The organism is Kroppenstedtia sanguinis (genome assembly GCF_050433445.1).
Lineage (GTDB): Bacteria > Bacillota > Bacilli > Thermoactinomycetales > DSM-45169 > Kroppenstedtia > Kroppenstedtia sanguinis.
Genome location: NZ_JBNPXF010000022.1, coordinates 1 through 23,806, shown reverse-complemented (window position 1 = coordinate 23,806; position 23,806 = coordinate 1). Strand labels below are relative to the sequence as shown.

The window sequence follows — 23,806 nt, the reverse complement described above, 5'->3', positions numbered from 1 at the left end:
CAGAGTTATAATAGATGACGTTGACGCTTGAAACCTTATGCGGGGGCGTTTATAGGACTCGACGGGGACAGTTCGAGCGTCGGTAGCGAGCCGTGGGGTTGCGTCCTTCGTTAAAAACGCAAAGTGCCTAAATTTAACTGGCAAACAAGAAAACTACTCTCTGGCTGCTGCTTAATCTAAGCCAGCCAGGATCCGTTGCTCCATCGCCTGTGTGGAGTACTCGGGTCTCATAACTTAAGCAGGCTAGCTGACCGGCTCCGCTACTGACCGGAAAGCGAATCTAAAGTAGCTAGCATTTCGGGACGCCTGTCGCTTGGGCAGTCCGGGATGCGAATCCTAAATACAGCGACTGCGCTCGGAGAATCCGATGTGGCGATGTCTTCGGACAGCGGTTCGAATCCGCTCGCCTCCACCATTATCAACCCATAGTTTTTTGCTGATGTAGCTCAGCTGGCAGAGCACTTCACTCGTAATGAAGGGGTCGGGGGTTCGAATCCCTCCATCAGCACCATAACACAATTATGCTTAATTGGAAGAGCAGGGGAAATCCCTTGCTCTTCTTTAATTGTATTCAATATTAATGTCTTGGTCTGTCTTTATAGGCATTTAAGGTGATTTCTTGTATCAACGCTTTTGATAAGTACTTTGAAACTCTGAATGCAGGATGGTAATCTCCTCTAGGTAACGAAATTCATCATCGGGTAAGATCACTTCATCTATCAAAACTCCAAAAAAAGCAAAAAAGACCAATCGTGGTTTTAACGAATGGTCAGCTTCGTTATCGACTGGCTACCATGAATTGGGGCGAAAGGGGCCATGGATCTGGAAGCCGGGACGTTTTAAGTTTACTTCTGAAGAATATTCAACGCCAGGCGTATTGATTAACCATATTTTAGGTGGGGAGATCGTGTTCTACCACCATTGCCATCTGGCAAGGCTGTCGATTATCCAAATTTAGAAAAAAACGCCCGTTGTTGCTTACCCGAAACAATAATAAACAGATAATCACATTTCTCCTATTCCATAGATAAGAATACTAAATAAAAAGCTAATTATTGTTAGGCCTCCAACGGGAATAGAAAAAAACTTGTTGTTTTTGAATTCAACGATAGCTGTGATTGCACTCCCTACACACAGCACCAACCATACAGGCACAAACAATGCATCCGCAACGTTCACTGGTAATAAAGCGTAACCACCAGTCAAGAAAAACACCCATTGAAAAATCAATAGTCCCACTACTACATAAGAAATCTTATAGGGGCGTTTTCCTTTCTCACTTTTTCTAATAGCTATAATCGCAGGTACAATACACATTGAAAGCACAATGACACCTACAATCGTTAAAAATATTAATGAAAATGTAATGATTAACACCCCCATCCAATTGTTGTAACAAGTACGATCTTCTATATCTCTTGTATCTTGCAGTAATCACTTCACAAGATATCATGTTCAACTACTTTTTTCCTGCATATTTCACTAGTAAATAAATCGATAATAGTCCCCAAATCAAAAGCGATATCCAAAAATATTTAACAGGTATAATAAGTATAGATATTACTCCTATTACCACTAGTATCAGACTAATTCCAATTATTATTAGAATAATATCAAACATTTCCAATATCATCTTTGCTTTCCCTCTTGTATCTCATTTTTTTGTATTTATTAATCACCATTTGTTGCAAGACTTCAAGCTCGATTTCGCCATCAACATATGTTTGCAATAATGTCCGATTTTCTTTGGTGAATGCTTTAGCACCAAGGGAATTAATCGCTAAAGCGTCAGCAAAAAATTTCGCTCGTTGCTCTTTTGTCGCTATATTTACTCACAAAAATCAATCTCAACATCCCATATTTTTATCTATAAATTTATTCCTTTCATAATCATTCGGGTCAATCTCATAATTAACTGTTCCAGTACGTTTAAAATAAATCATTTGGAGACTTTCTGTTAAACTCTCTGTACTAACTTCTGGTAGTTTCAAAGTATCTAATGGCTCAATGAACTTACCTTTCTTGAAGCCACAGGAGAGACCTGTTTCACGTCTTATTTGTGATCCAGTTGTTTCAACAATCATATTTTCCTTCCCATCCCTGTTTCATTCCAGTCACTTTCATCTATCATAAGTATAGCATAAACTATTTTGAAACATTGCTATAAACTTGTAGATATGAAAGGGAAATATAATAGTTCAGGCGTAAACGGGTGGAGCATTTATTTACAGAATCCAAAGAATGGCATGGACTGCGAAAGCCTGGGGACGGGGCCTTTGGTGTGTCCGAAGTCAGGCACTCCTGACGGCCATCATGCAAAACTTCAAGCGGATAGTCCATTTTTTCCACCGCCACAGTCCGGTGGAGGAGATGGTTATCCGTTATCCTTTCGGGAATTCTTCACCTTTTCCACCTAACCAGCATTCTACATCGGTACGCCTGATGGATTGAATACATATTTCAATACGCTAGGGAGAGGTTATTATGAAAAAAACAGGTATTCTTAAGAATAGGAATTACCGTTATCTGTGGTTGGGTCAAGCCAGTAGTGTAATGGGAGATTGGTTTAATCAAGTCTCCTTGGCCCAGACGGTTCTTTTTTTGTCCAATTCCGCTTTGTCCGTTGGGATCCTGTTGATGTGTAGAGCATTACCCGCTGTGATTTTGGGACCCTTTGTCGGCCCTTATGTGGATCGGTTACCTAAGAAAAAAACGATGGTGATGACAGACTTGCTTCGGGGAGTGACCGTCGCTACTTTTATTTTCGCCTTTCTTTTTGAACAGATCTGGTTGTTGTATGTAGGATCTGTGGTGATTGGACTGCTCAGCATGTTTTTTAATCCTTCCCGTCAAGCCACTATCCCGATGATTGTTTCTAGAGAAAAATTAGCGGAGGCTAATGCATTCTCATCAGCTACCAACAGTTTTGTCACCATCCTGGGATCGATCCTGGGGGGAATCCTATCTGCCATCGCCGGCCCTTTAATCTGTTTTACTCTCAATGCATGTTCCTATTTTTGGTCTGCTCTGTGTATTTTTCAAATGAAATGGTCGGAAAACAAATCGACAGTAACCTCGGTCCCTTACGGGGTAGCCCTCAAAGAAGGATTTCGAGAAGCGACTCAGAATCCGGTTATACGCGCGGTGATCTGGATCGGGATCAGCTGGGGATTTGCCGGGGGCGGTTATCAGATTTTAATTCCCCTGCTAGGGAGTAACGTGTATGACATGCAAGGATTTGGCATCGGTGCTTTATATGCCGTCGATGGATTAGGCGTATTAACAGGTGCGTATTTGGTTAAACAATTTATTAAAGATCAGCATCGTCGGGCCGTCATTTGGTATGGGGCTTCTTATTTGATTCAAGCGTTATTTTTTGTATTACTTACCCAAACGGAAACCCTTTTTTGGGGTGTTTTAATGCTCTATTTCATGCGGATCAGTTCTGGTGTGATCATTCCACTGGATAGTTATATGTTGCAGACCCATACCCAAGAAGAAGTTCGCGGACGTGTGTTTTCCCTTCACTTGGCGACTTATGGAGGATTTATGCAACTTTCCTATATTTTATCTGGATTGGCATATGAACAGTGGGGAATTCCATATGTGGGGTGGGGAATTGGGATCGTCTCCTTTGTCTGTGGAACCAGTTGGCTCATTCAATATCGACAGGGGAAACTGACATCCTCTCCGTCTGCTGTTCCGATGGAAAATCGACTGTATAAGTAAAATCCTTATGGTCTTAACCCAAAAAAGGGCATGCTACTTTGTAGTAAAGGCAAGAGATTTCCTGATCGTACAAGTCACTATCAGGATGAGAGATCACCTAGGTGGGACTCACTTCAGATAGGGGAGGAGGAAGGTTAATAGTTCAGATTACTATGTATGTTCGCCAATTATTAATCACTTAGGCAAAGGAGTGCAATTCAGGAACAAATATCTGCGCGCTGTATTGTAGAATCGAGCTGGTTGGTTAACCGAAAAATGGGCGTTAGAAACGAGTAAATGGCTTTTGCTTTGACGCTTACATCTATAAAACATAGTCGAAGATATCGTCATCATTCCGGATTGCAGCTGAAAAAGCCATGGGTTTTGTATGGTTTGCATATCCTCCTTTACAGTGTGTATAATAAAGACAAGAGAGAACGGCTTAGGGGAGCCCCACCGTGGGCCTGTAGCCATTAACGAGGTGCAACTCGTTAATGGCTTTTAACTTCCTGCCCAAAATTTACAAGGGGTCAACGCTTACTTCTTCCGCTGGCGATCCTGCCAGTCTAGGAAGAAGCGAGCAACGGCCACAAGTGCGACGAGTAATGCCGCGATAACCTGAAGCCATTCCATGCGCCTCACCCCCTTCCACCGATGACTCGGCCCGGGCGGTGAGGCTTTTCCGTTCTCTCCTGTCTACGAATCCTTTACCCTGGGCAGTGATGGCATACTAGACCGGGATTTCGTATGAATCAGACGAATCAGGCGGATGATGCTACCTGGGTACCTCGAATACATCTGCAAAACTTTTTGCATGATTCATAAACCAGAGCCCGACAGGCTTTTATTTATTATCAGGCGTATTGATTAGCCATATTTTAGGTGGTAAATCAGGTCGAGATGGTGGGGACGGTGAAAAGCCTTTGCACCCATAGGGCACAAGTCTCGCCAGGGTCGCTTTCCGCTCCGGGTCTCGCTATGCGTTCTTTGCAAGAGATCGGAGCCGTCCCACCATCCCCGTCCCCGCAAGCCATATTTTACGATAGAGGGTCGTTTCGTTCCCGTCATCCACTTGATGGTTAATCAACAGCCCTGATTTATTATAGGTTCTTGATACTGCTATAATGGTCAATAAAGCCGCGAAATTCGCCCTACCTTGCGAAGGGCGTCGCCATCCCATCCTTCCGGCTTTGCGTTTAGTTGCTACTATTAGAACAAGGTGGTGTGGACATGCTGAAGGTACATGGACGTCTGTTGGATCTGTTAGACCAATTTCTGAAAAATGAGTCTGTATTAAACCGGTCGATTCTTTCCCAGGCACTGGGTGTCTCAACAAAAACGATCCAAAAGGATATTCGAGAATTAAATGACCTGATGAGACCCTATGGGGCGGAGATTGAATCCCGGCGTGGAAACGGTTATAAACTGCGAATTGAAGACAAAGAAAACTTCCGTCGCTTTCGCCAAGAATTCTACCCATCGGCTTCATCCCGAATTCCCTCGACTCAGGAAGAGCGAATCACCTATATATTGACGAAATTATTAACCGGAAAATCATATATCAAATTGGAGGAGTTGGCAAAGGACCTATATGTCAGTAAATCGACGGTCCATCTATTGATGAAAGAGGTGTCGGAGATCCTCCAACCCTATCGCTTGACGATCGAAAGACGGCCTTACCATGGCATCCGTGTGACTGGGGATGAACTCTCCCTCCGGTCTTGTATATCCCAGTACCTGCTTCCAAGGGATGTTCATGTCCCCTTACTGGAAAAGGAATATGAATGGGAAGGGATTTCTGATCTTCATCTGATCCGAGATACAGTTTTGAAATATATTGAACAGACCAATGTTTATCTATCGGATTTGGAACTGGATAATTTGGTTATTCACATTGCGATTGCTATTCGAAGGATCAAGGAACAGCATTATATTGAGTCATTTCAACTGGATCTACAAGAAATTGCCGAAACGCGGGAGTATGAGATTGCTGAACACATTATCGGGTATTTGGAAAAAGTGCTTCAGATCTCGTTTCCGAAAGAAGAGATCTTTTACGTGACCATTCATTTGCTGGGTACGAGCATGACGACCCGGGGCTTGGGGAGTTTGCAGGAGGTGCTGGGGGAACCCGTCCATTCCATATTGGAAGAGATTTTGCAGACAGTCAGCCACCGGATGGGCAGGAATTTCAAGCAGGACCGAGAATTAAAGTTCGGGTTGGGATTGCATATCAAAGCGGTGATGAATCGTATGAAATATGGTCTAAACATTCGGAATCCGTTGTTGAGTGAGATCAAAACCAGCTATCCCTATGCTTTTGAACTGGCCTTGACGGCATCGGACATTTTAAGCCGTCATCTGGGCACCCCCATCCATGAAGATGAAACGGGATACTTGGCCATTCATTTTGGTGTGGCATTAAACCGTTCCCAGGATGCCAAGCCGCGGAAGCGGTGTTTATTAGTGTGTGCTTCCGGATTGGGCAGTGCTCAATTATTGAAAAATAAGGTCCATGAAACCTTTAAAGATGAAATCGAGATTGTAGGGGTGATCGGATACTATCAATTAAGCGGGGAAGAGATTGCCCGCCAAAATATTGATCTGGTTGTCAGCACGGTCCATATTCCCCTTTCCTTGCCGGTTCCCGTCATCAAAGTACATTCCATCTTTGATCAACAAGATGTGAAAGCGATCCGAGAGGGTTTGTCTATTGAAATTCGGAATGAAGTCAAGCCCTACATCCGAGAGGACATGATTTTTTTACAACATAAATTTTCCAGTAAGGAGGAAGTGATCCGGTTTTTATGCGATCAGGCGAAGCAAGCAGGTCTGGTCCCGGAAGGTTTTTACAACGCGGTGATCGAGAGGGAAAAAGTTTCTTCCACAGCTTGGGGGCATTCCGTTGCGATTCCCCATCCGATTCGCCCTTTAAGCGATCAAACCTTTATCGCCTTTTGTACACTGAAAAAACCGATTCCATGGAAGGACCAACAGGTGCAGCTGATTGCTTTACTCAGTGTGAAGCAAGGGAATGTTCAAGACTTGCAAATGTTGTATGATCTCTTGTATAACTTGATGAATCATGTGGGGACCGTGCATCACTTGGTTCGAGCAGAAAATGTGAGGAACTTTGTGAATATACTATTAAAAACTTCCGTTACCTAACGGAAGTTTTTTGTGTTTAGGTGCATGGAAGTATTCGATATGATCGTTCTTAAGATATACATATTGAATCATAGGAGGAGAACCATTGGAGGAACAAATGCCTATTGCGTTTCAGCTGATCCTGCATGGGGGTAATGCACGCAGTGCAGCTCTAGAGGCGATTGCCTTTGCTAGAAAAGGGGATGTCGAAGCGGCGGAGACAAGTCTAGATCAAGCTGAACAGGAAATATCGACGGCACATCGCATCCACATGGATCTGATACAGAAAGAAGCAGAAGGAGACGAAACGAAAGTCAATCTCATCCTGGTTCATGCCCAGGATCATTTGATGAACGCCGTGACCATCAAAGAACTGGCGACAGAATTTGTTCATCTGTATCGCGAAATCAAAAACAAATAAAAGGAGACTGAATGATGAAAAACATTTTACTGTGTTGTTCTGCAGGAATGTCGACGAGCATGTTGGTGAAAAAAATGGAGAAAGTGGCCAAAGAACAAGGTAAGAGCTATCGAATCAAGGCGGTGGACACCGGAAAAGCCAAAGAAGAAATGGCAGATACCCATGTGTTGCTGATCGGGCCGCAAGTCAAATATTTGCTCGCCTCGATGAAAGAGTTCGCCTCCCATTACCATGTTCCCGTAGCAGTGATCAACCCGGTTGACTATGGAATGTGTAACGGTGACGCTGTTTTAAAGCAAGCTGAACAATTGCTTTCGGAGGCATCGTCCCAGTAAAAGGGTTTGGGAAGGAGAGAAACAGCATGAATGCATTTATGGCTTTTATGGAAAGCAAAGTGATGCCGATTACACAAAAGATTGCCGCTCAGCGACATTTGCTGGCGGTTCGAAATGGGATCTTATCGACATTGCCTTTAACAATTGTCGGCTCCTTTTTTGTCATTTTTTTAAATGTTCCTATTGAAGGTTACAACGAATGGGTTGAACCCTATCGAGAAGTTCTGGATGTCCCCTTTCGATTTACGGTGGGGATGATGGCTCTGTATGCCGCCTTTGGGGTGGGAGCCTCATTGGCAACCTCCTATCAGCTCAATCCATTGAGTGCCGGGTTGCTATCGGTGATCGCCTTCTTGATTTCTTCTGTGGTGCCTGTTCAAGTGAATGAATCCGTCGAGGGAGTCATCGAGGCGGGGAAGTATTTATCCATCGGAGATTTAAGTGCCACTTCGTTATTTGGTGCGATTGTCACTTCTCTGATCGCAGTTGAGATTTATCACCGCATGATCAAACACAACATTTCCATTAAATTACCGGAGAGTGTTCCGCCAGCGGTGGCCAACTCCTTCAGTGCTTTGCTACCTGCCTTAGCTATTATCCTCCTGTTCTGGGGGATCCGTTATGGAATCGGATTTGATCTCAACTCCATGATCACTTTCCTCATTTCCCCCTTGAAGTCCGTATTGGTAGGGAACAGTTTGCTGGGTGGTTTATTAACGGTGTTTTTGATTGTATTTTTCTGGTCATTTGGTATTCACGGTCCTGCTGTATTAGGTCCCATCATCCGCCCGATGTGGGATGCGGCTATTTTGGAGAATATGGAACAATTTGCAGAGACCGCCGATGCCTATGCATTGCCGAACTTGTTTACGGAACAATTTATCCAGTGGTTTGTATGGCTGGGTGGATCCGGTTCGACATTGGCATTAGTAGTTCTCTTTATGTTCTCCAAGGCCAAGTTTTTAAAGGAACTAGGACGTCTGGCTTTTGTCCCAGGGCTGTTTAATATTAATGAACCGATTATTTTTGGTGCACCGATTGTCATGAATCCCATTCTTATCATTCCCTTTGTACTCACACCTGTTGTATTGACGACGATTGCCTACTTAACCACAGTGTCAGGCTTGATTCCGCTGATGATGGCAAAGCTTCCATTTACAGTGTTTTCGCCTATTGCCGCTGTGATCAGTACCGACTGGACGATTGCTGCGGGGATTCTGGTGGTGGTTAACTTCATCATCGCACTGATGATCTACTATCCCTTCTTCAAAGTTTACGAAAAACAGATTTTGCGAGGGGAACAAGAGAACCATGGTTGAGATGATTAGTGCCTTGATTGCATTTGTCATCAGCCAATATCTCGCTCATCACTCTCCATGGATGAAACGATGGTCTCTGCTAAGGTTGATGGGGATGGCCATAGGGATGATCGCCATATCGATTCTTGTATTTGTGATGTTAGATGCACAGTTTCTACCGATTGTGGTCGTGCCGACGGTGGTTTCTGCCACATTTTTATCGGCCAAATTCCGTTTACATGTCACTCAGTCCATTCAGAGGGAGGAAACAAAAAATGGAACGTAAACTCGGGGTTTCCATTTATCCTGAACATAGTACCAAGGAACGGGATCTCGCTTATTTGACCCAGGCGAGTCGGTATGGATTTGAACGGGTCTTCACCTGTCTGCTGTCCGTCCATCGTCCCAAGGAGGAGATTATCGATGAGTTCAGGGAGCTGATCACCCATGCCAAAGGCCTGGGGATGGAGGTGATTCTGGATGTGGCACCTCCGGTATTGGACCAACTGGGCATCCGTTATGATAACCTTCGTTTCTTCTCCGATCTGGGTGCAGACGGGATCCGTTTGGATGTAGGGTTTGATGGTCTGAAAGAAGCACAAATGACACACAATCCCTACGGTCTGGCAATGGAATTAAACATGAGCAATGATGTTCATTACTTGGAAAACATTTTGTCCCACCAGCCGAACAAAGCCAAACTGATGGGGTGCCACAATTTTTATCCCCAGCAATATACCGGTTTACCCTATGATTTTTTTATCCGATGCAGTCAACGGTTCAAAAAACAGGGGATTCGGACGGCGGCATTTGTCACTTCACCATCCGGTAGGATCGGCCCTTGGAATATCAATGACGGGTTGTGCACCCTGGAACAACATCGTCAGCTACCGATCGATGTCCAGGTGAAGCATCTATGGGCGACTGGAGTGATCGACGATATCATCATTGGTAATGCTTATGCCAGTGATCAAGAGCTGGAATCCCTCAGTCAACTGAATCGATCCGCTTTGGAATTGAAAATCAAATGGCATCCTGAGGCCACTGCATTGGAGAAACACGTGTCTCTGAATGAATCTCACCTCCGCCGGGGGGATATCAGTGAATATATGATTCGCTCCACAAATGTCAGAGTAAAATATAAAGATGAAGATTTCCCGGTACGGACCAGTCAGCCACAATCCAGAGGGGATGTTTTCATCGGAAATAACCAGTTTGGAAAGTACAAAGGAGAATTGCAAGTCATTTTAAAAGAAATGCCTATGGACGAACGAAAAAATCCCGTGGGCCAAGTGGTAGCGGAGGAGTTGTTTTTACTGGATTATATTCATCCCTGGGGAACCTTTTTGCTGAAGGAATGGGATGACGATACACAGTGCTGATCTTCAAAGGGGCCAAACTTACAGATGGATCCGTCCAGGATCTTGCGATCCAAGAGGGTAGGATTTACGAGGTGGGGGAGCATCTCCAACATGATGGTTCAAATGAGATCGATCTCCATGGAGAGGTGTATGTGTCCAGGGGATGGATCGATCTGCATACCCATGCCTTTTCCAAATTTCCTCCCTACTGTGCCTATGGAGATGAAATCGGTTACCAAACTGGTGTCACCACTGTTGTGGATGCTGGAAGCAGCGGGTATGAAGATATCGATGAGTTTTATGAGGAAAGCAAAGAGTGTAAAACCCGTGTACTCGCTTTTTTAAATGTTTCCAAAACCGGTTTGGGGAGAGTGGATGAATTAAGTGATCTGAACCATTTGTCCTTTCCCGGTTTAAAGAGGGCCTGTGAAAAATATCCCCATTTCATCATTGGCCTCAAGGCACGGATCAGTTCCTCAGTCGTGGGCAAGCAAGGGATTCAACCCTTGAAAATAGCTAAGAGATATGCGGATGAACTCCATTTGCCGCTGATGGTTCATATCGGGAATGGGCCGCCCATGCTCGGGGACATTTTGGCAGAGTTAAGGGCCGGGGATATCGTCACCCACTGTTTTCACGGTAAAGATAACCATTTGTTTCGAAATGGACTCTTTCCCGGTCTCCATGCACCGATCCAGCCATGCCGTGAAGCATTGAGTCGGGGTGTGCTGTTTGACATCGGACACGGAACGGACAGCTTTTCCTTTGCTGTCGCCAGAAAAGCCAAAGCAGAGGGGGTTCCTTTTCATACGATCAGCACGGATTTGTACAAGCGCAATCAAGAAAAGGGCCCGGTCTATGACATGGCCACCACACTGACCAAGTTCCTATACTTGGGCTATGACCTGGAAACCGTCATAGACGCTGTAACAGACGCACCGGCGAACCTGTTGTATAAAGGACAATCAGGCCGACTGAAAAAAGGGATGGTTGCCGATTTGACTCTATTTACAGTCGATGAGGGTGAACATGTGCTGACGGACTCACTTGGGGAATCGGTAACCTATCATCAAAAAATATCACCCAAAGGGGTTGTGCTGAGGGGGGAATATATTGAACTTTGAAGGACTGGGTCTGCGCAGAGTGATTAATGCCAGCGGGAGAATGACGGTGTTGGGAGTTTCCACCTTGGCGGATTCTGTAGTGGATGCCATGGGACAAGGGGGACAACAGTACTTTGAAATGGCTGATTTGATGAAAAAGGCGGGGGATTATGCCGCTGCATGGTTCGGAGCGGAAAGGGCTCTCATCGTCAACTGTGCGGCGGGAGGGATCGCCCTGACCGTGGCCGGGTTGATTGCCAAGGATGACCTGAGAGCCATAGACAATCTGTACGAAGTGGCCGAGGAGAAGCCCCATGAAATTGTTATTCTCAAAGGACACCATGTGGACTTTGGCGCGCCAGTGGAAACGATGGTTCGTCTCGGTGGAGGACGATTAAAGGAAGCCGGTTATGCCAATGGATGTCGTGTGGAGCAACTGGAAGCAGCGATCACCGGGAGGACAGTGGCTGTTCTATATGTAAAATCCCATCACTGTGTACAAAAAAACATGCCCTCCCTGGAGCAAGTCAAAGCCCTTTGCAGACAGTATGATCTGCCATTGATTGTAGACGCTGCTGCAGAAGAAGACTTCTCCCCATATCCTGCACTGGCGGATGTCGTCATCTGTAGCGGAGCGAAAGCGATTGCAGGCCCCACCTCCGGAATCGTCGCCGGGAAAAAAGAGTTCATACAATATATCGAAAAGCAGTTGTCCGGAATCGGTCGGGGGATGAAAGTGGGCAAAGAGACGATCTTTGGGCTGTTGCAAGCACTGGAAAATTACAAGAAGCAAACCCCATCCCTTGAATCCCAACGATCTCTGTTGAAACAGTTAGAAACCTTGAACGACATGGAGGGTGTAAAGGTAGCGATTCAGCAGGACGAAGCCGGGCGTCGGATCATTCGTGGTCGTGTCTATATTCAGTCTCCTGTGACCTATTCGGCCAAAGAGGTGGCAGAACTTCTGAAAAGCGGTGAAATCGCCGTGTATACACGTGACTATGAGGCCAACGCCGGATATATCGATATAGATCCCCGTCCCTTGAAAGATGGAGATATGGAGATCATTGTGGGCAAACTCCAACAAATACTGAGTGTTACTTCTTGAAGGGGGCGTACGCCAATGGGGCTGAATTTCTATAAACACCGCGTCTGCTTCAATGTACTTGCAAACCGTGTTCAGAATGCAAGAGAGATTGATGAAGCGGCAGAAGGTCATGTATTAGTGGGGTTGCTTGCCAAAAACTACAAAACGGTGGAGGAGGCGATACAGGATTTAAAGCGATACGATGAAGTTGTTCATGGGTCCGTGTCTCTAGGATTGGGTAACGGTGATCCTTTACAATGGCGGAAAGTGGCGGACATCTGCCGCTTCTACCCACCGCCTCATGTCAATCAGGTATTTACAGCGGTAGGATACACTCGTGCTGCATTAAACCACGAGGCCCCTCTGATCAATTCCTTGGTATCGCCTTCAGGTCAACCGGGGTTCGTACGCATTTCAACCGGTCCTTTAAGTGAAGAGTCCCCGCCCGCTCTTGTCCCCATCGATACAGCGATCGCTATGGTGAAAGATATGGGGGGAAACTCCATTAAATTTTTCCCGATGAAGGGACTGACAACTGTCGAGGAATTTAAAGCAGTGGCGGAGGCATGCAGGGAAGCGAACTTCTGTGTGGAACCCACCGGGGGTCTGAATTTGGCAAATTACGGTGAAATTCTGCAGATAGCTTTGCAAGCCGGGGTGCCCCAAATCATTCCGCATATCTATTCTTCCATCGTGGATCCCCATACCGGGGATACCGATGTGGAACAAGTGAAACAGTTATGGAGGCTGACGAAGAAGTGGGTGGATGCCTGTGCGTAGTGTATTGGCATTCGGTGAAGTGATGATGCGATTGGAGGTACCCGCTTACGCCACATTGGAACAGAGTCGGACCCTTCATTATTTATTTTCCGGTTCCGGTGTGAATGTTCTGAGTGGATTGTCGAAATACGGTTATTCCACCCGGTTGATCTCCAAGTTGCCGGCCAATCGGCTGGGGGATGCAGCGCTGGCGCATTTACGCATGCTGGGCCTTTCCACTTCCTCGATCCTGCGGGGCGGGGAGTATATGGGGATGTATTTTTTGGAATCAGGTTTTGGGGTGAGAAGTTCCAAAGTAACCTATACAAACCGAAAGGAAAGTGCGTTTTGTCAGTCTCAGTTAGAAGAGTATGAAATGGACGTTCTATTGGCGGATGCGAACTGGATTCATTTTTGCGGTATCAGTCTGGCAGTCACACCGAATGTTCGCGAAATTGTGGTGGCTCTTGCCGTTGAGGCGAAAAAAAGAGGGTTAACTGTCAGTTTCGACTGTAACTTCAGACCGAAACTATGGGGAAGCTATGCAGAGGCCAAACCGTGGTATGAGAAAATGCTATCCCTTGCTGACATTTGCATGATCAGCGAACAGGATGCCATCCATATTTTAAACTGGGAAACGAAGGAAACGGATCGGGAAAAACAAATGCAGGATTTCCTCCCCAAGATCTCTGAAACGTTTAACCTGCCAGTTGTAGCTGGAACGATTCGTGAGGTTGTGTCAGATGGACATTTCCTGAAAGGATTTGTTCTGATGAACGGCGAAATGGCCTGCTCCAAGCCTTATCGATTTCCTGTATTGGATCGAATTGGAGCCGGTGATGCCTTTGCCGGAGGAGTGATTCACGGTGTTCTTGAGAACCTGTCATCCCAAGAGACAGTCAATTTCGCTGTGGCAGCAAGTGTTTATGCCCACACGACTTACGGCGATTCGCCGATCGCTGGTTTGAAAGAGATCCAGGAATGGATGGAATCATCATTTCGGGAGATCGAGAGGTGAATTTTGGGGGAGTGCAAAATACTTAAATGAAACTGTTTGTGTCAAAAAATGGTTTCAGATTCATGCGACCTGTTGGCCGGACTATCACGGAAGTCCCGGCGGTAGGTTTGCACTTACGATCTCAGAGATTTTGGTAAATCATCTTCTATCCATAGGAATCAACATACGGTTTGGATCGCTCTGTGATCGGGGATGGACACTTCCATGAACCTCCAAAGGAATTCAGGATTTTGTTGGAATCTCATGCGTGAAGAAAAATGTGAAGAGGGTATACTGGAAGAAGAGTTACACTGACTCAGGGATTGCGTAGGGATCTTAGAGAAGGGGGATGTCTCACATGCCTAAGGCGGGCAAAACGTCGCGCATTGTCGTCGTGGGTACGGGAGCGGTCGGTTCCAGTTTCGCATACGCCTGCTTCATTAAAGGGCTGTGCCATGAACTGATCCTCATCGACGCCAATGAGGAGAAAGCGAAGGGGGACGCGATGGATTTAAACCACGGCCTTCCTTTCGCCGGGTCCGCGATGACCATTCGGGCGGGGGACTATTCCGATTGTGAGGATGCGGATATCGTTGTCTTGACGGCGGGGGCTAATCAGGCTCCTGGGGAGACGCGCCTGGATCTGGTGGAGAAAAATACCCGTATCTTTGAGTCGATCATCGACTCGGTGATGAAAAGTGGTTTTAACGGGATCTTTATCGTTGCGACCAACCCAGTAGATGTATTGAGCTATGTTACCTGGAAGTATTCGGGCCTACCGTCGGAACGGGTGATCGGTTCCGGCACCATTTTGGATACCGCCCGCTTCCGCTACTTGCTCGGACAAGCCTACCAAGTGGATACGCGCAATGTGCACGCTTATATCATCGGCGAACACGGGGACACGGAACTACCGGTATGGAGCTTGACCGATATCGGTCGCCGTTCCATCGGCCAATACTTGGCGGAGGGCAAAGGGCCTTCCAAACAGGAACTGGATGACTTGTTCGTTCAAGTGCGGGATGCTGCATATCATATTATCCAAGCCAAAGGGGCGACTTTTTACGGCATTGGCATGGGACTGGTGCGATTGACCCAGGCCCTTCTGGAAGATGAAAATTCGATCCATACCGTTTCCTGTCTGGCTCGGGGAGAATACGGTCTGAAGGATGTCTATATCGGACTCCCCGCCATCTTGAATCAAGATGGGGTTCGGGAAGTGGTGGAGTTGCGATTGAACGAGGAGGAAACCCGGAAATTACACCACTCCGCCGATGTGATTTCACAAGTGATCCGCAGGGGTTAATCCGCTCCGCACGTTGTCGTGGTAGGTTTTTGTCACGGTATGTTCAATGATTCACAAATGGAGGCGCAGCAATTGAACCCGGATGTTCCCGGCTGTATAATTATATTCAAATGAGGTGATGAAGCTAAAGGATATGCAACGGGAACGACTCAGGGGAGAAAGGGATGAACTATGCGGATTGTTATTGAAAGAGCAGATCATTCGCTTGACTCTCCGATCAGGGGATCGGATTCATCTGGCTCCGACACCGAAGGTAGTCCAAGCCTTTCTGGCGGAGCAGGCCTCCATCCAAGCGGAGCTAAATACCATGCGGATCCAAGAGAACAAGTGGCGGGAGTTTGCCGGAGAATTGGCTTATGCTCTGATCCAGACTTTGATGGCAGCCAATCAGTACACGAATTTTCGTCAGCAGGATATTAGCCGTCTGGAACGTCTCTTTCTGTCTCTGCTGGATCAATTGGCCGCCTTTTACGAGCAGAGGGAAAGGACTCCGGAAATGCTGGTCGATATTTTGCGCCAGCATGGGTTTCAAGTGCTTCTTTTGTTGCTGGGAACCAATGGTACACACTTTCAGTTAGTGGAGAAAGATCAACTGATGGTGCGCCAGGTGCCCTGCAGTGAATACGAAGCCCCTTTTCAGTTGGAGTTACTCGGTATAGAAAGGGAGCGGATGCAAGAGCCAGTGCTAGATCTCGGTTGCGGAAGCCAAGGGCGATTGGTACAGGCCTTACGGGAACAGGGTATAGAGGCGTATGGTCTGGAGCGCACGGTGTCCAGGGAGACGCCGTTCATCTATGGGGTGAATTGGCTCGACTTTCGCTTCGTACCGGGTAAATGGGGGACGATCATCTCCAACATGGCTTTTTCCAATCACTTTTGGCACCATCATATCCACAAAGCCGGGGACTATACCACCTACGCCAAGAAATATATGGAGATCTTACGTTCACTCCAAGTGGGTGGTAGTTTTATTTATGCACCGGGTTTACCCTTCATTGAACCCCTGCTGAAAAAAAGCGAGGATACGTATACCGTGCGTTGCAGGAAACTGGATCCGCCAGCTCTCAAACCGGGTCTACCGGAGGACATAGACGCCTCCCGTTGGTATGTGACACAGGTGATCCGGGAACGGTAGACGATGGCGAAGGCTTGTTCAAACTTTCTCATACCCGCAATTTATTGAAGAACAGGGATCTCCCTGTTCTTTTTTATTCGTTTTCCTTATGGGAGGGAGGCACGATCACCCACTGTGTGAATATATCAGATTATTCAGTTATGATATAAAAGAAAGAGAGACCGGTGTGACCGGACATACCCTGAAAAATTTTGTGTCATAAGGGACTGGGATGTGCTTTGCCTCGGTTTTTCTTACAGTTTATTAACTTCGAAGTCATACTCCATCAATATTTTGACTTTACAATGACGAGGAAACATGACGGGGAACGAATCAATCAGGAGGTTTTTTTATGGACATGCTGAATTCAAACAAAGAGTTGGATCGGCGGAGTTTTATCAAAATGGGGAGCCTGAGCACCCTGGCTTTGGCACTCGGTGCGATGATCCCGGGGGATTTAGTAGGGAATGAGGTCTTTGCAGAAAGCAGCAGAAATTCAAAACTGAGATTTAATCGGGATGGCAAATTCAAAATTGTGCAGTTTAATGATGCGCAAGATGATGAACGCATCGATCGCAGAACCATCGAGCTGATGGAAAAAGTGCTCGACTCGGAAAAACCTGATTTTGTCGTGCTGAACGGGGACAATATCGCAGATGGTTGCGATACCCCGCTGGAAATGAAGCAAGCGATCCACAATGTGGCTCATCCGATGGAAAAAAGGAGGATCAAATGGGCGATTACCTACGGAAATCATGATGAAGATTCCACTCCGAACAGTGGTTTGAATAAGGCAGCCCAGCTGAAGATCTACATGTCCTATAAACATAATGTCAATCAACCGGGGGCTAAAGGAATCACAGGCACAGGAAATATGAATCTACTGATCAACCATTCCCGTGGGAATTCCCCCGCCTTTAACCTCTGGTTGTTGGATAGTGGCCAATATGCTCCGGAAAAGATCGCCGGCCAAGATTTTAAAGGATACCCTACCTGGGACTGGCTCCGTGGAAACCAGGTAAATTGGTACTTTGAAACATCTAAAAAATTGGAAAATAGATTCCGCCGTAAAATTCCTTCCCTGATGTTTATCCATATCCCCTTATGGGAGCATCGCTTTATGTGGTTTTCCAGTGTAGATGACCGCTCCGCTGCAGCCCACGAACGTGCAGTGACGAAACACAAGATTGTAGGTGAAAGAAACGAAGAGGAGTGTACGGGTCCCTTTAACAGTGGCTTATTTTCAGCGATGCAAGACCGTGGGGATGTCAAGGGCGTCTTTTGTGGCCACGATCATGTCAATACCTACTGTGGTAATTATTATGGGATTTTGCTGGGTTATGGAGGCAGTGTCGGATTTGGTGCCTATGGCTTGTCAGGTGCGGAGAGAAATCGGCTGCGTGGGGCGAGGGTTTTCAACTTGGATGAAAAGAAAAAGGATGTGCTGGTGGAAACCCACATGGTTTTCGCCAAAGACTACGGAATCGATTTAACAGCTAACGATCAAAGCATGAAACCGATACCGCTACAGGATGACTCTTCCGATCGGTGACCCATACAGGAAGGACCCGAATATCAGATCCTAGGAAGGAGACTGGGGCATGAAACGAGGAAGGGGAGAACAGAGAATAAAGAAAAGGAGTTTGTTGATCCTCCTATGTACTTTGTCGCTCGTATGGACCCCAGTCTTTGACTTTTTTGCACAACCTGATGACATCCATGCCCAAACCGAACAGTCGACTGAGTCGGTGACACCACCTAAAAATGTGGCTTTAAATGCCAAGGTAAAAGCCAGCGGTCAGTGCAACGAACATGAGCTTCCAGAATACGCAGTCGATGGACAAACGGATACCAAGTGGTGTGACAATTCCGGTCAGCAGAAGAAATGGCTCGTGCTCGATCTGGGGAAGAAATACAAGATGAATCAGTGGGTTGTTAAAAATGCCTGCATCGGCGAGTCTGGGCACTGTCCGTTCCGAAATACAAATGCCTTCAAACTCCAAAAGAGCGCCGACGGTGTCGGGTGGGAAGACGTGGATGTGGTGAAAGATAACTATCAGACTATCGTGAAGCGTGATATTCCTACTTTTACCAGCCGATACGTGAGATTGTATATTGATCAAGGGGGCGTTCAAGATCCCCATGCCCGAATCTATGAATTTGAATTGTATGGGACCGAGACCGACAAAGAGCTTCCGGACCCGGAGTTGAACCGAGAGCCGGTGGATTATGTAGATCCCTTTATCAATACCCTGGGGGATAATGGCCAATCCAATCCCGGAGCAACCACGCCCAACGGGATCGTCAAGTTGGGGCCGGATTCCGATGGAAATGCATTTAGCGGCTATTATTATGAGGATCAGTACCTGGAGGGATTCTCCCATCTCAGGGTAGACGGCGCAGGTTGTAGCGGAGCCGGGGGCAACATTCTGATGAAACCCGGCATCGGAGAATTCACGAAGGATCGCAGCAAGTACAAGGAAAGGTATGATAAAAAAAGTGAGACCGCTTCCCCCGGTTACTATGGAGTGGGACTCGACTCCGGTATTGATGTAGAATTGACCGTCTCTCCCCGGGTGGGGATGCATCGATACAAGTTTCCCCAGTCGAAAGACGCCTATGTGATGATCGATCTGGGGAATTCCTATGCCACAATGCTGGATGCAGATCTACAGGTCGAAAACGGCAATGAAATTTCGGGCATGATTCAAGCCCGCAACGTGTGCGATCATGGCCATTACACGCTCTATTACTCCATTCAATTTGATCAGAACTTTGAAACTTACAAGACATGGGAAGGCGATGCTGTAGACGATAAAAAGGAACATCGGTCCGGGACAAATATCGGAGTGTGGGCTAAATTCGATACGCAGGAGAAGGAGACCATTCAAGCGAAGGTGGGCATCTCCCCCATCAGTGTGGAGCAAGCCAAATATGAAAGAGAGCATGAAATTGCAGACTGGGAGTTTGACAAACAGCATCGCAAAACGCGGGAGGCATGGAGCCGACTCCTGAATAAAGTGGAAATTATCGATGGCAACGAAGAGTATAAAACGATCTTCTATACAGGACTTTACCGTACATTTTTGCTCCCGACCAACGTCACCAGCTCGGTTGGAACCTATCGTGCTGCTAGGGATGAAGGAAGGATCCGCAAAACAGCAGATACCGCTGCAGATTTTGACTACTATTCAGGTTGGACCACCTGGGATGACTTCCGCAAATTCTCTCTCCTCTCCCTTCTGGAGCCGAAAAAATTCGAAAATATGGCGCGCTCTCTCGTGGATGTGTACAAGACCCGAGGCACTTATGTTCAGTGGGGGGATGGTTATTGGCCGAATCCGACCGTACGCAACGAATTTGCCGGTGCGCTGGTTCTCGATGCTTACGTCAAAGGTTTAGACCGTTTTGATGCCAAAGCCGCCTTAAAAGGCATGGCGATCGATACAGAAAATTATTCTACGGACGAAGGGCAGGTTTCAGGTCAGCTGGAAAAGGCGTATAGTGCCTATTTTCCAATGAAGATGGCTTATCTGCTGGGGGACAAGAAAACATATGACAAATATCGTGGGATCTCCGCTTCATATAAAAAGCTGTGGAATCCGACGCAGAAGGATAACCAGGGAAATATCCGAGGGTTCTTCACACCCCATGCACAAAGGGTAAATGATGTGGAGAAGGTGAATCAGTATGCGTATCAAGGAAATCTGTGGACGTATCGCTGGTTTGTGCCTCATGATATCCAAGGATTCGCCCATCTGAGCGGGGGTCGCGAAAAGATGGCAGCGGATCTGAAATACTTTTTTGACAGGGATGAATATGTGGCGGTAAACGAACCAGATATTCATGCTCCCTATCTGTTCAACTACTTGGGCAAGCCCTATCTGACGCAATATTATGCGAGACAATTTACGACTGAGGTAGTCACACAGAAATATCACAACCATGGATTGTATGATTACCCGATTCATTCCCGCGTGTATCGCGCGGATCCAGAAGGATTTCTCCCTTCCATGGATGACGACGCCGGTGCCATGTCATCCTGGTTCGTCCACAGTGCAATGGGATTGTTCCCGAGTAATCCCGGCGATCCTTACTATTTGGTGGGTTCACCCATTTTCCCGGAAGTCCGGTTGCACCTTGAAGGAGGAAAAACCTTTACCATTAAAGCCAATGGGGTATCCAGTGACAATCGCTATATTCAACAGGCGACGTTAAATGGTGCTAATTTCAACCACACATGGATCGATTATTCCACCATCATGGCAGGCGGTACACTGGAGCTGAACATGGGCGCCACCCCCAATGTGGAATGGGCAGCCGATCCGGAGTCTGCGCCTCCAGTACTTGGACTATGGGATTACGAGGGTCTGGGGGCATTAACCAGGCAATTCATTGAAGCAAAAGGGGGCGATGAACGGATCATCAAAGGATTGGTATCCAGGATAGATGCCGCAAAGAAGGCGGAGGAACAAGGGAACCGAAAAGCCCGCAACTTGCACCTCAAAGCCTATGAGGTACAAATCCGTATCTTGAGGGGAAAGGTGTTAACTAAGGAACAAGCGAATGCACTCATCCGTTGGAGTCGGACATTTTTAGACCCAGTATCATAAATCATTGCAACACCTGAACCATGGTCGTGACCGAGCTTGTTCAGGATCAATTGTTGACATTGGAGACACAGTTCCTGATGGAAAACAATCATTTCGGGAGAGTTATCGTATTGAGCCGATCTCAGAAAAATCTTGCCGTGTTCATTTCACCATTCAAGTTGGCAACGTTCCGAAGATAGCTGAATTTTTCATGCGCCAATCGATGAAGAAAGAGTAGCCGAAAACAGCTGCCCGCTTGAAGATGGTCCTTAGGCCTAATCTCCGTTGGCCCCCACGTCTGGGTAGAGGTTAAAAAGAAGCCACAGGCATGTACCTCTGGCTTCTTTTTGTTAATGAAGATTGTTAATTGCGCCTTTGCAGCCATCGCTTGAATTCGGCAGGTGTTTGCACATGATTGTCTAACACAGCGGTGTAGATATCAAAGCTTTTCACTTGCTTCCCATACTCGGCTCGTGCTGCCCAAACAGTTTTAATGCTTAAAATAGAGACAATGGCTGCTGGAGTAAGGCGATCGGGCATCGTGCGAATATGCTGCAGATCAGGCTGTTTTTCAGGATCGTCTACAAACCAAATGTCCAAGTTCCATTTGTTTCCGCTTTTGGACTCGTACGTCACACCGAGAAAATAGCCGTCGGGATAGGCCGGATCGGTGTTCCAGTTGCCAGTATCGTTGATAAATTTCAAATCCCGGACTTGAGGATTGGACATCAATCGCGAAGCAACCCCAGATATTGCAGCGATATTCAACTTGGAACAAACAACCGTAATATCGAGGTCTCTCCAAACCATTAAACCAAGCGCCGCACTCCCTACTTTTACTGGTGTACCGGCTACTGTCAGCAATTGCTTAAGGTGCATCTCTTCAGCAACCTCATCTGCTTCAATCTGCAGCTGCAGTTGGTGGGCAAGCAGATCCTCCTGTTTTATCATTTTCTGCACCCCTTTTAACCTTCATGTGAGTGTATGTGGAATGAGAAGCTCTAACTTTTTGTGCTAATTTCACAAAACTGTTTTAACTTTCGCCCTGCTCTTGAGGCTGCCTCTGTCCGGATAACCCATAAAAGAATAACTCCATCAGTTGATCCATGCTCAGGGTTGTATGTTCTTGATTCGATTCGTCCCAATACCGGTTCAGTTCATTCTTGAACATCGTGAAGTAACGCATCGTCACCTCTTCTGTTTGATCTTTATTAATATAACCTTCTTGTTTGCCAAGTGCGACAAACTTCCTAACAAAGTGCACGACCTTCTGCTCGCTATAGCTTTCCATCATTTGCATCCATCCGCTCAACTCAGAGGATGGGACTTTCGGAAACTCATCCGCCAATATATTTAAGTTTTTAGCCTCCAACAGCATAATCTCCTGAGTCTTCTCAGGAAAAGATAGCCTGGAATCCAGAATGCTCTCATACTGCACCAGTTGCTTGTCCATCCAGTTCATCAGAGTATCGGTATAGAGCTGTTCTTTTGTACCGAAATAGTTATATATGGTAGCAGGGGAAACCTTCGCTTGATGAGCAATCTCATTCACAGTGATCTTTTGGAATCCATATTTAAAAAATAATTCCAAGGATGCGTCGTATATTTGCTCCATTTTTTTCTGTTTCCGTCGTTCGTAGCCGTTCATCACTTTTCACCTCATATGAATTGTAACTAAAGTTTTAGATTGATTCAATAAATATAGTACAAAACATTGAACGTTGGAATTTATTTAGATATAATGGTTTTGTATTTTAATACTACATATAGTACATAACTTTGCGGAAATAAAATATTTGGGATGATCCACTGTTGATGGGAGTGAAATGAAATGAGAGAACTTCGAATTCCTTCTTTTTTGCATGATGTATTTGGTGAAAAACAGTCTGTTGGATCTATTCTGACGATACTGCTTTTTGGTGGAATACTGACGGCTGCGTTATACTACAGATTCCCGGAATTGATTGGCCATTTGCCGGTGTGGCGCAGCGCCCTGGCATTATTATTGATATTCGATATTTTTGCCGGTTGTATAGCGAATTTTACGGCCTCAACCAGCAACTTTTATGCGGCGCGAAAAACAAATCGGATCGTATTCATTGCGATACACATCCATATCGTGCTTGTTGCCCTTCTTCTCAATACCGATATTGGGTATTCATTGGGGATATGGGCTTATACGATGATCGGGGCCTTTATCGTAAATGCCCTTAGCGGAAAGCATTCGCAATTATTCTTCGCGGGATTGCTTTTGTCTGTTGGTCTGGGTTGCATGCCTATGCTACCTGGAATAACACCCTATATGCTGATCATTGGCATACTGTTTTTGATGAAAGTATTGTTTAGCTTCGCCGTCGATCATTATGGCAAAGCAAAATATAACATCCGTGAAGAAACATGAATATTACGCTTGGAATAATTAAGCGGGCCAAGATGGAAGAATCCTGATTCGTATCCATGCGTGTGGATTACATATTTTAGGTAGGAAACAGGGGCAGAAGGGTGGGACGGCGTCGCGTTCTTATTAGGAGTTGGAAACATTAAATCAGGGCTGTTGATTAACCGGAAAATGGGTTGT

Annotated in this window: 20 protein-coding genes, 1 tRNA gene and 1 other RNA gene; 18 read left to right on the top strand and 4 right to left on the bottom strand. The window is 46.2% G+C overall.

What is annotated here, in order from left to right; all coding sequences use genetic code 11:
- Window positions 1-41 precede the first annotated feature (41 nt).
- Together ssrA and JOD24_RS12730 are read left to right on the top strand one after the other, a co-directional pair.
- Window positions 42-415, top strand: a transfer-messenger RNA (tmRNA) gene (ssrA, locus tag JOD24_RS12735).
- 20 nt (window positions 416-435) lie between these two features.
- Window positions 436-511: transfer RNA gene (locus JOD24_RS12730), tRNA-Thr, on the top strand.
- A 494-nt stretch (window positions 512-1,005) separates the two neighbouring features.
- On the opposite strand, the gene JOD24_RS12725 is transcribed toward JOD24_RS12730, so the two are convergent.
- A complete protein-coding gene (locus JOD24_RS12725; protein WP_429247033.1) occupies window positions 1,006-1,377 on the bottom strand; it encodes a hypothetical protein in 372 nt (123 codons plus the stop codon).
- 470 nt (window positions 1,378-1,847) lie between these two features.
- Window positions 1,848-2,084 (bottom strand): hypothetical protein, encoded by a 237-nt coding sequence (locus JOD24_RS12720; RefSeq protein ID WP_429247032.1) that lies wholly within the window; start codon window positions 2,082-2,084, stop codon window positions 1,848-1,850.
- Window positions 2,085-2,484: 400 nt separating this feature from the next.
- Here JOD24_RS12720 and JOD24_RS12715 point away from each other — a divergent pair, with 400 nt between their 5' ends.
- The 15 genes from JOD24_RS12715 to JOD24_RS12645 all read left to right on the top strand — a co-directional run bounded on the left by JOD24_RS12715 (window position 2,485) and on the right by JOD24_RS12645 (window position 21,249).
- Window positions 2,485-3,729: an MFS transporter gene (locus JOD24_RS12715; RefSeq protein WP_429247031.1), complete on the top strand. Its 1,245-nt coding sequence runs from the start codon at window positions 2,485-2,487 to the stop codon at window positions 3,727-3,729.
- 1,209 nt (window positions 3,730-4,938) lie between these two features.
- The gene (locus tag JOD24_RS12710; protein ID WP_429247030.1) at window positions 4,939-6,876 is read left to right on the top strand and encodes a BglG family transcription antiterminator; all 1,938 of its coding nucleotides are present in this window, start codon (window positions 4,939-4,941) and stop codon (window positions 6,874-6,876) included.
- Between the two features lie 97 nt (window positions 6,877-6,973).
- Entirely contained in the window at window positions 6,974-7,276 is a 303-nt protein-coding gene (locus JOD24_RS12705) for a PTS lactose/cellobiose transporter subunit IIA (RefSeq protein WP_429247046.1), read from the top strand.
- 11 nt (window positions 7,277-7,287) lie between these two features.
- Window positions 7,288-7,611: a PTS sugar transporter subunit IIB gene (locus JOD24_RS12700; protein WP_380165602.1), complete on the top strand. Its 324-nt coding sequence runs from the start codon at window positions 7,288-7,290 to the stop codon at window positions 7,609-7,611.
- A gap of 26 nt (window positions 7,612-7,637) precedes the next feature.
- On the top strand, window positions 7,638-8,930 hold the full coding sequence (locus tag JOD24_RS12695; RefSeq protein WP_429247029.1) for a PTS sugar transporter subunit IIC: 1,293 nt from the start codon (window positions 7,638-7,640) through the stop codon (window positions 8,928-8,930).
- On the top strand, window positions 8,923-9,195 hold the full coding sequence (locus JOD24_RS12690) for a hypothetical protein (protein ID WP_429247028.1): 273 nt from the start codon (window positions 8,923-8,925) through the stop codon (window positions 9,193-9,195). Before JOD24_RS12695 ends, JOD24_RS12690 begins: the two co-directional genes overlap by 8 nt.
- Entirely contained in the window at window positions 9,185-10,291 is a 1,107-nt protein-coding gene (locus JOD24_RS12685) for a DUF871 domain-containing protein (RefSeq protein WP_380165608.1), read from the top strand. Before JOD24_RS12690 ends, JOD24_RS12685 begins: the two co-directional genes overlap by 11 nt.
- Entirely contained in the window at window positions 10,285-11,394 is a 1,110-nt protein-coding gene (locus JOD24_RS12680) for an amidohydrolase/deacetylase family metallohydrolase (protein ID WP_380165610.1), read from the top strand. Before JOD24_RS12685 ends, JOD24_RS12680 begins: the two co-directional genes overlap by 7 nt.
- Window positions 11,384-12,481, top strand: a complete 1,098-nt coding sequence (locus JOD24_RS12675; protein WP_429247027.1) for a DgaE family pyridoxal phosphate-dependent ammonia lyase — start codon at window positions 11,384-11,386, stop codon at window positions 12,479-12,481. Before JOD24_RS12680 ends, JOD24_RS12675 begins: the two co-directional genes overlap by 11 nt.
- Before the next feature lie 15 nt (window positions 12,482-12,496).
- The gene (dagF, locus tag JOD24_RS12670; protein WP_429247026.1) at window positions 12,497-13,240 is read left to right on the top strand and encodes a 2-dehydro-3-deoxy-phosphogluconate aldolase; all 744 of its coding nucleotides are present in this window, start codon (window positions 12,497-12,499) and stop codon (window positions 13,238-13,240) included.
- Window positions 13,227-14,237, top strand: coding sequence for a sugar kinase (locus tag JOD24_RS12665; RefSeq protein ID WP_429247025.1), 1,011 nt, complete (start codon window positions 13,227-13,229; stop codon window positions 14,235-14,237). The genes dagF and JOD24_RS12665 overlap by 14 nt, the downstream gene beginning before the upstream one ends.
- Window positions 14,238-14,574: 337 nt before the next feature.
- Window positions 14,575-15,522: an L-lactate dehydrogenase gene (locus tag JOD24_RS12660; protein ID WP_429247024.1), complete on the top strand. Its 948-nt coding sequence runs from the start codon at window positions 14,575-14,577 to the stop codon at window positions 15,520-15,522.
- A 118-nt stretch (window positions 15,523-15,640) separates the two neighbouring features.
- A complete protein-coding gene (locus tag JOD24_RS12655) occupies window positions 15,641-16,657 on the top strand; it encodes a class I SAM-dependent methyltransferase (RefSeq protein ID WP_380165620.1) in 1,017 nt (338 codons plus the stop codon).
- A gap of 331 nt (window positions 16,658-16,988) precedes the next feature.
- Window positions 16,989-18,188 carry a metallophosphoesterase family protein gene (locus JOD24_RS12650; RefSeq protein WP_429247023.1) on the top strand — a complete coding sequence of 400 codons (1,200 nt, stop codon included), beginning with the start codon at window positions 16,989-16,991 and terminating at the stop codon, window positions 18,186-18,188.
- A gap of 49 nt (window positions 18,189-18,237) precedes the next feature.
- Entirely contained in the window at window positions 18,238-21,249 is a 3,012-nt protein-coding gene (locus JOD24_RS12645) for a GH92 family glycosyl hydrolase (RefSeq protein WP_429247022.1), read from the top strand.
- Window positions 21,250-21,591: 342 nt separating this feature from the next.
- Here the strand turns inward: JOD24_RS12645 and JOD24_RS12640 are convergent, their stop codons facing one another.
- Together JOD24_RS12640 and JOD24_RS12635 are read right to left on the bottom strand one after the other, a co-directional pair.
- Window positions 21,592-22,179: a hypothetical protein gene (locus JOD24_RS12640; RefSeq protein WP_380165626.1), complete on the bottom strand. Its 588-nt coding sequence runs from the start codon at window positions 22,177-22,179 to the stop codon at window positions 21,592-21,594.
- A gap of 82 nt (window positions 22,180-22,261) precedes the next feature.
- The gene (locus JOD24_RS12635) at window positions 22,262-22,876 is read right to left on the bottom strand and encodes a TetR/AcrR family transcriptional regulator (RefSeq protein WP_429247021.1); all 615 of its coding nucleotides are present in this window, start codon (window positions 22,874-22,876) and stop codon (window positions 22,262-22,264) included.
- Window positions 22,877-23,059: 183 nt separating this feature from the next.
- Between JOD24_RS12635 and JOD24_RS12630 the strand changes: the two genes are divergently transcribed.
- Window positions 23,060-23,629 carry a hypothetical protein gene (locus tag JOD24_RS12630; protein ID WP_380165630.1) on the top strand — a complete coding sequence of 190 codons (570 nt, stop codon included), beginning with the start codon at window positions 23,060-23,062 and terminating at the stop codon, window positions 23,627-23,629.
- The last annotated feature ends 177 nt before the right edge of the window (window positions 23,630-23,806 follow it).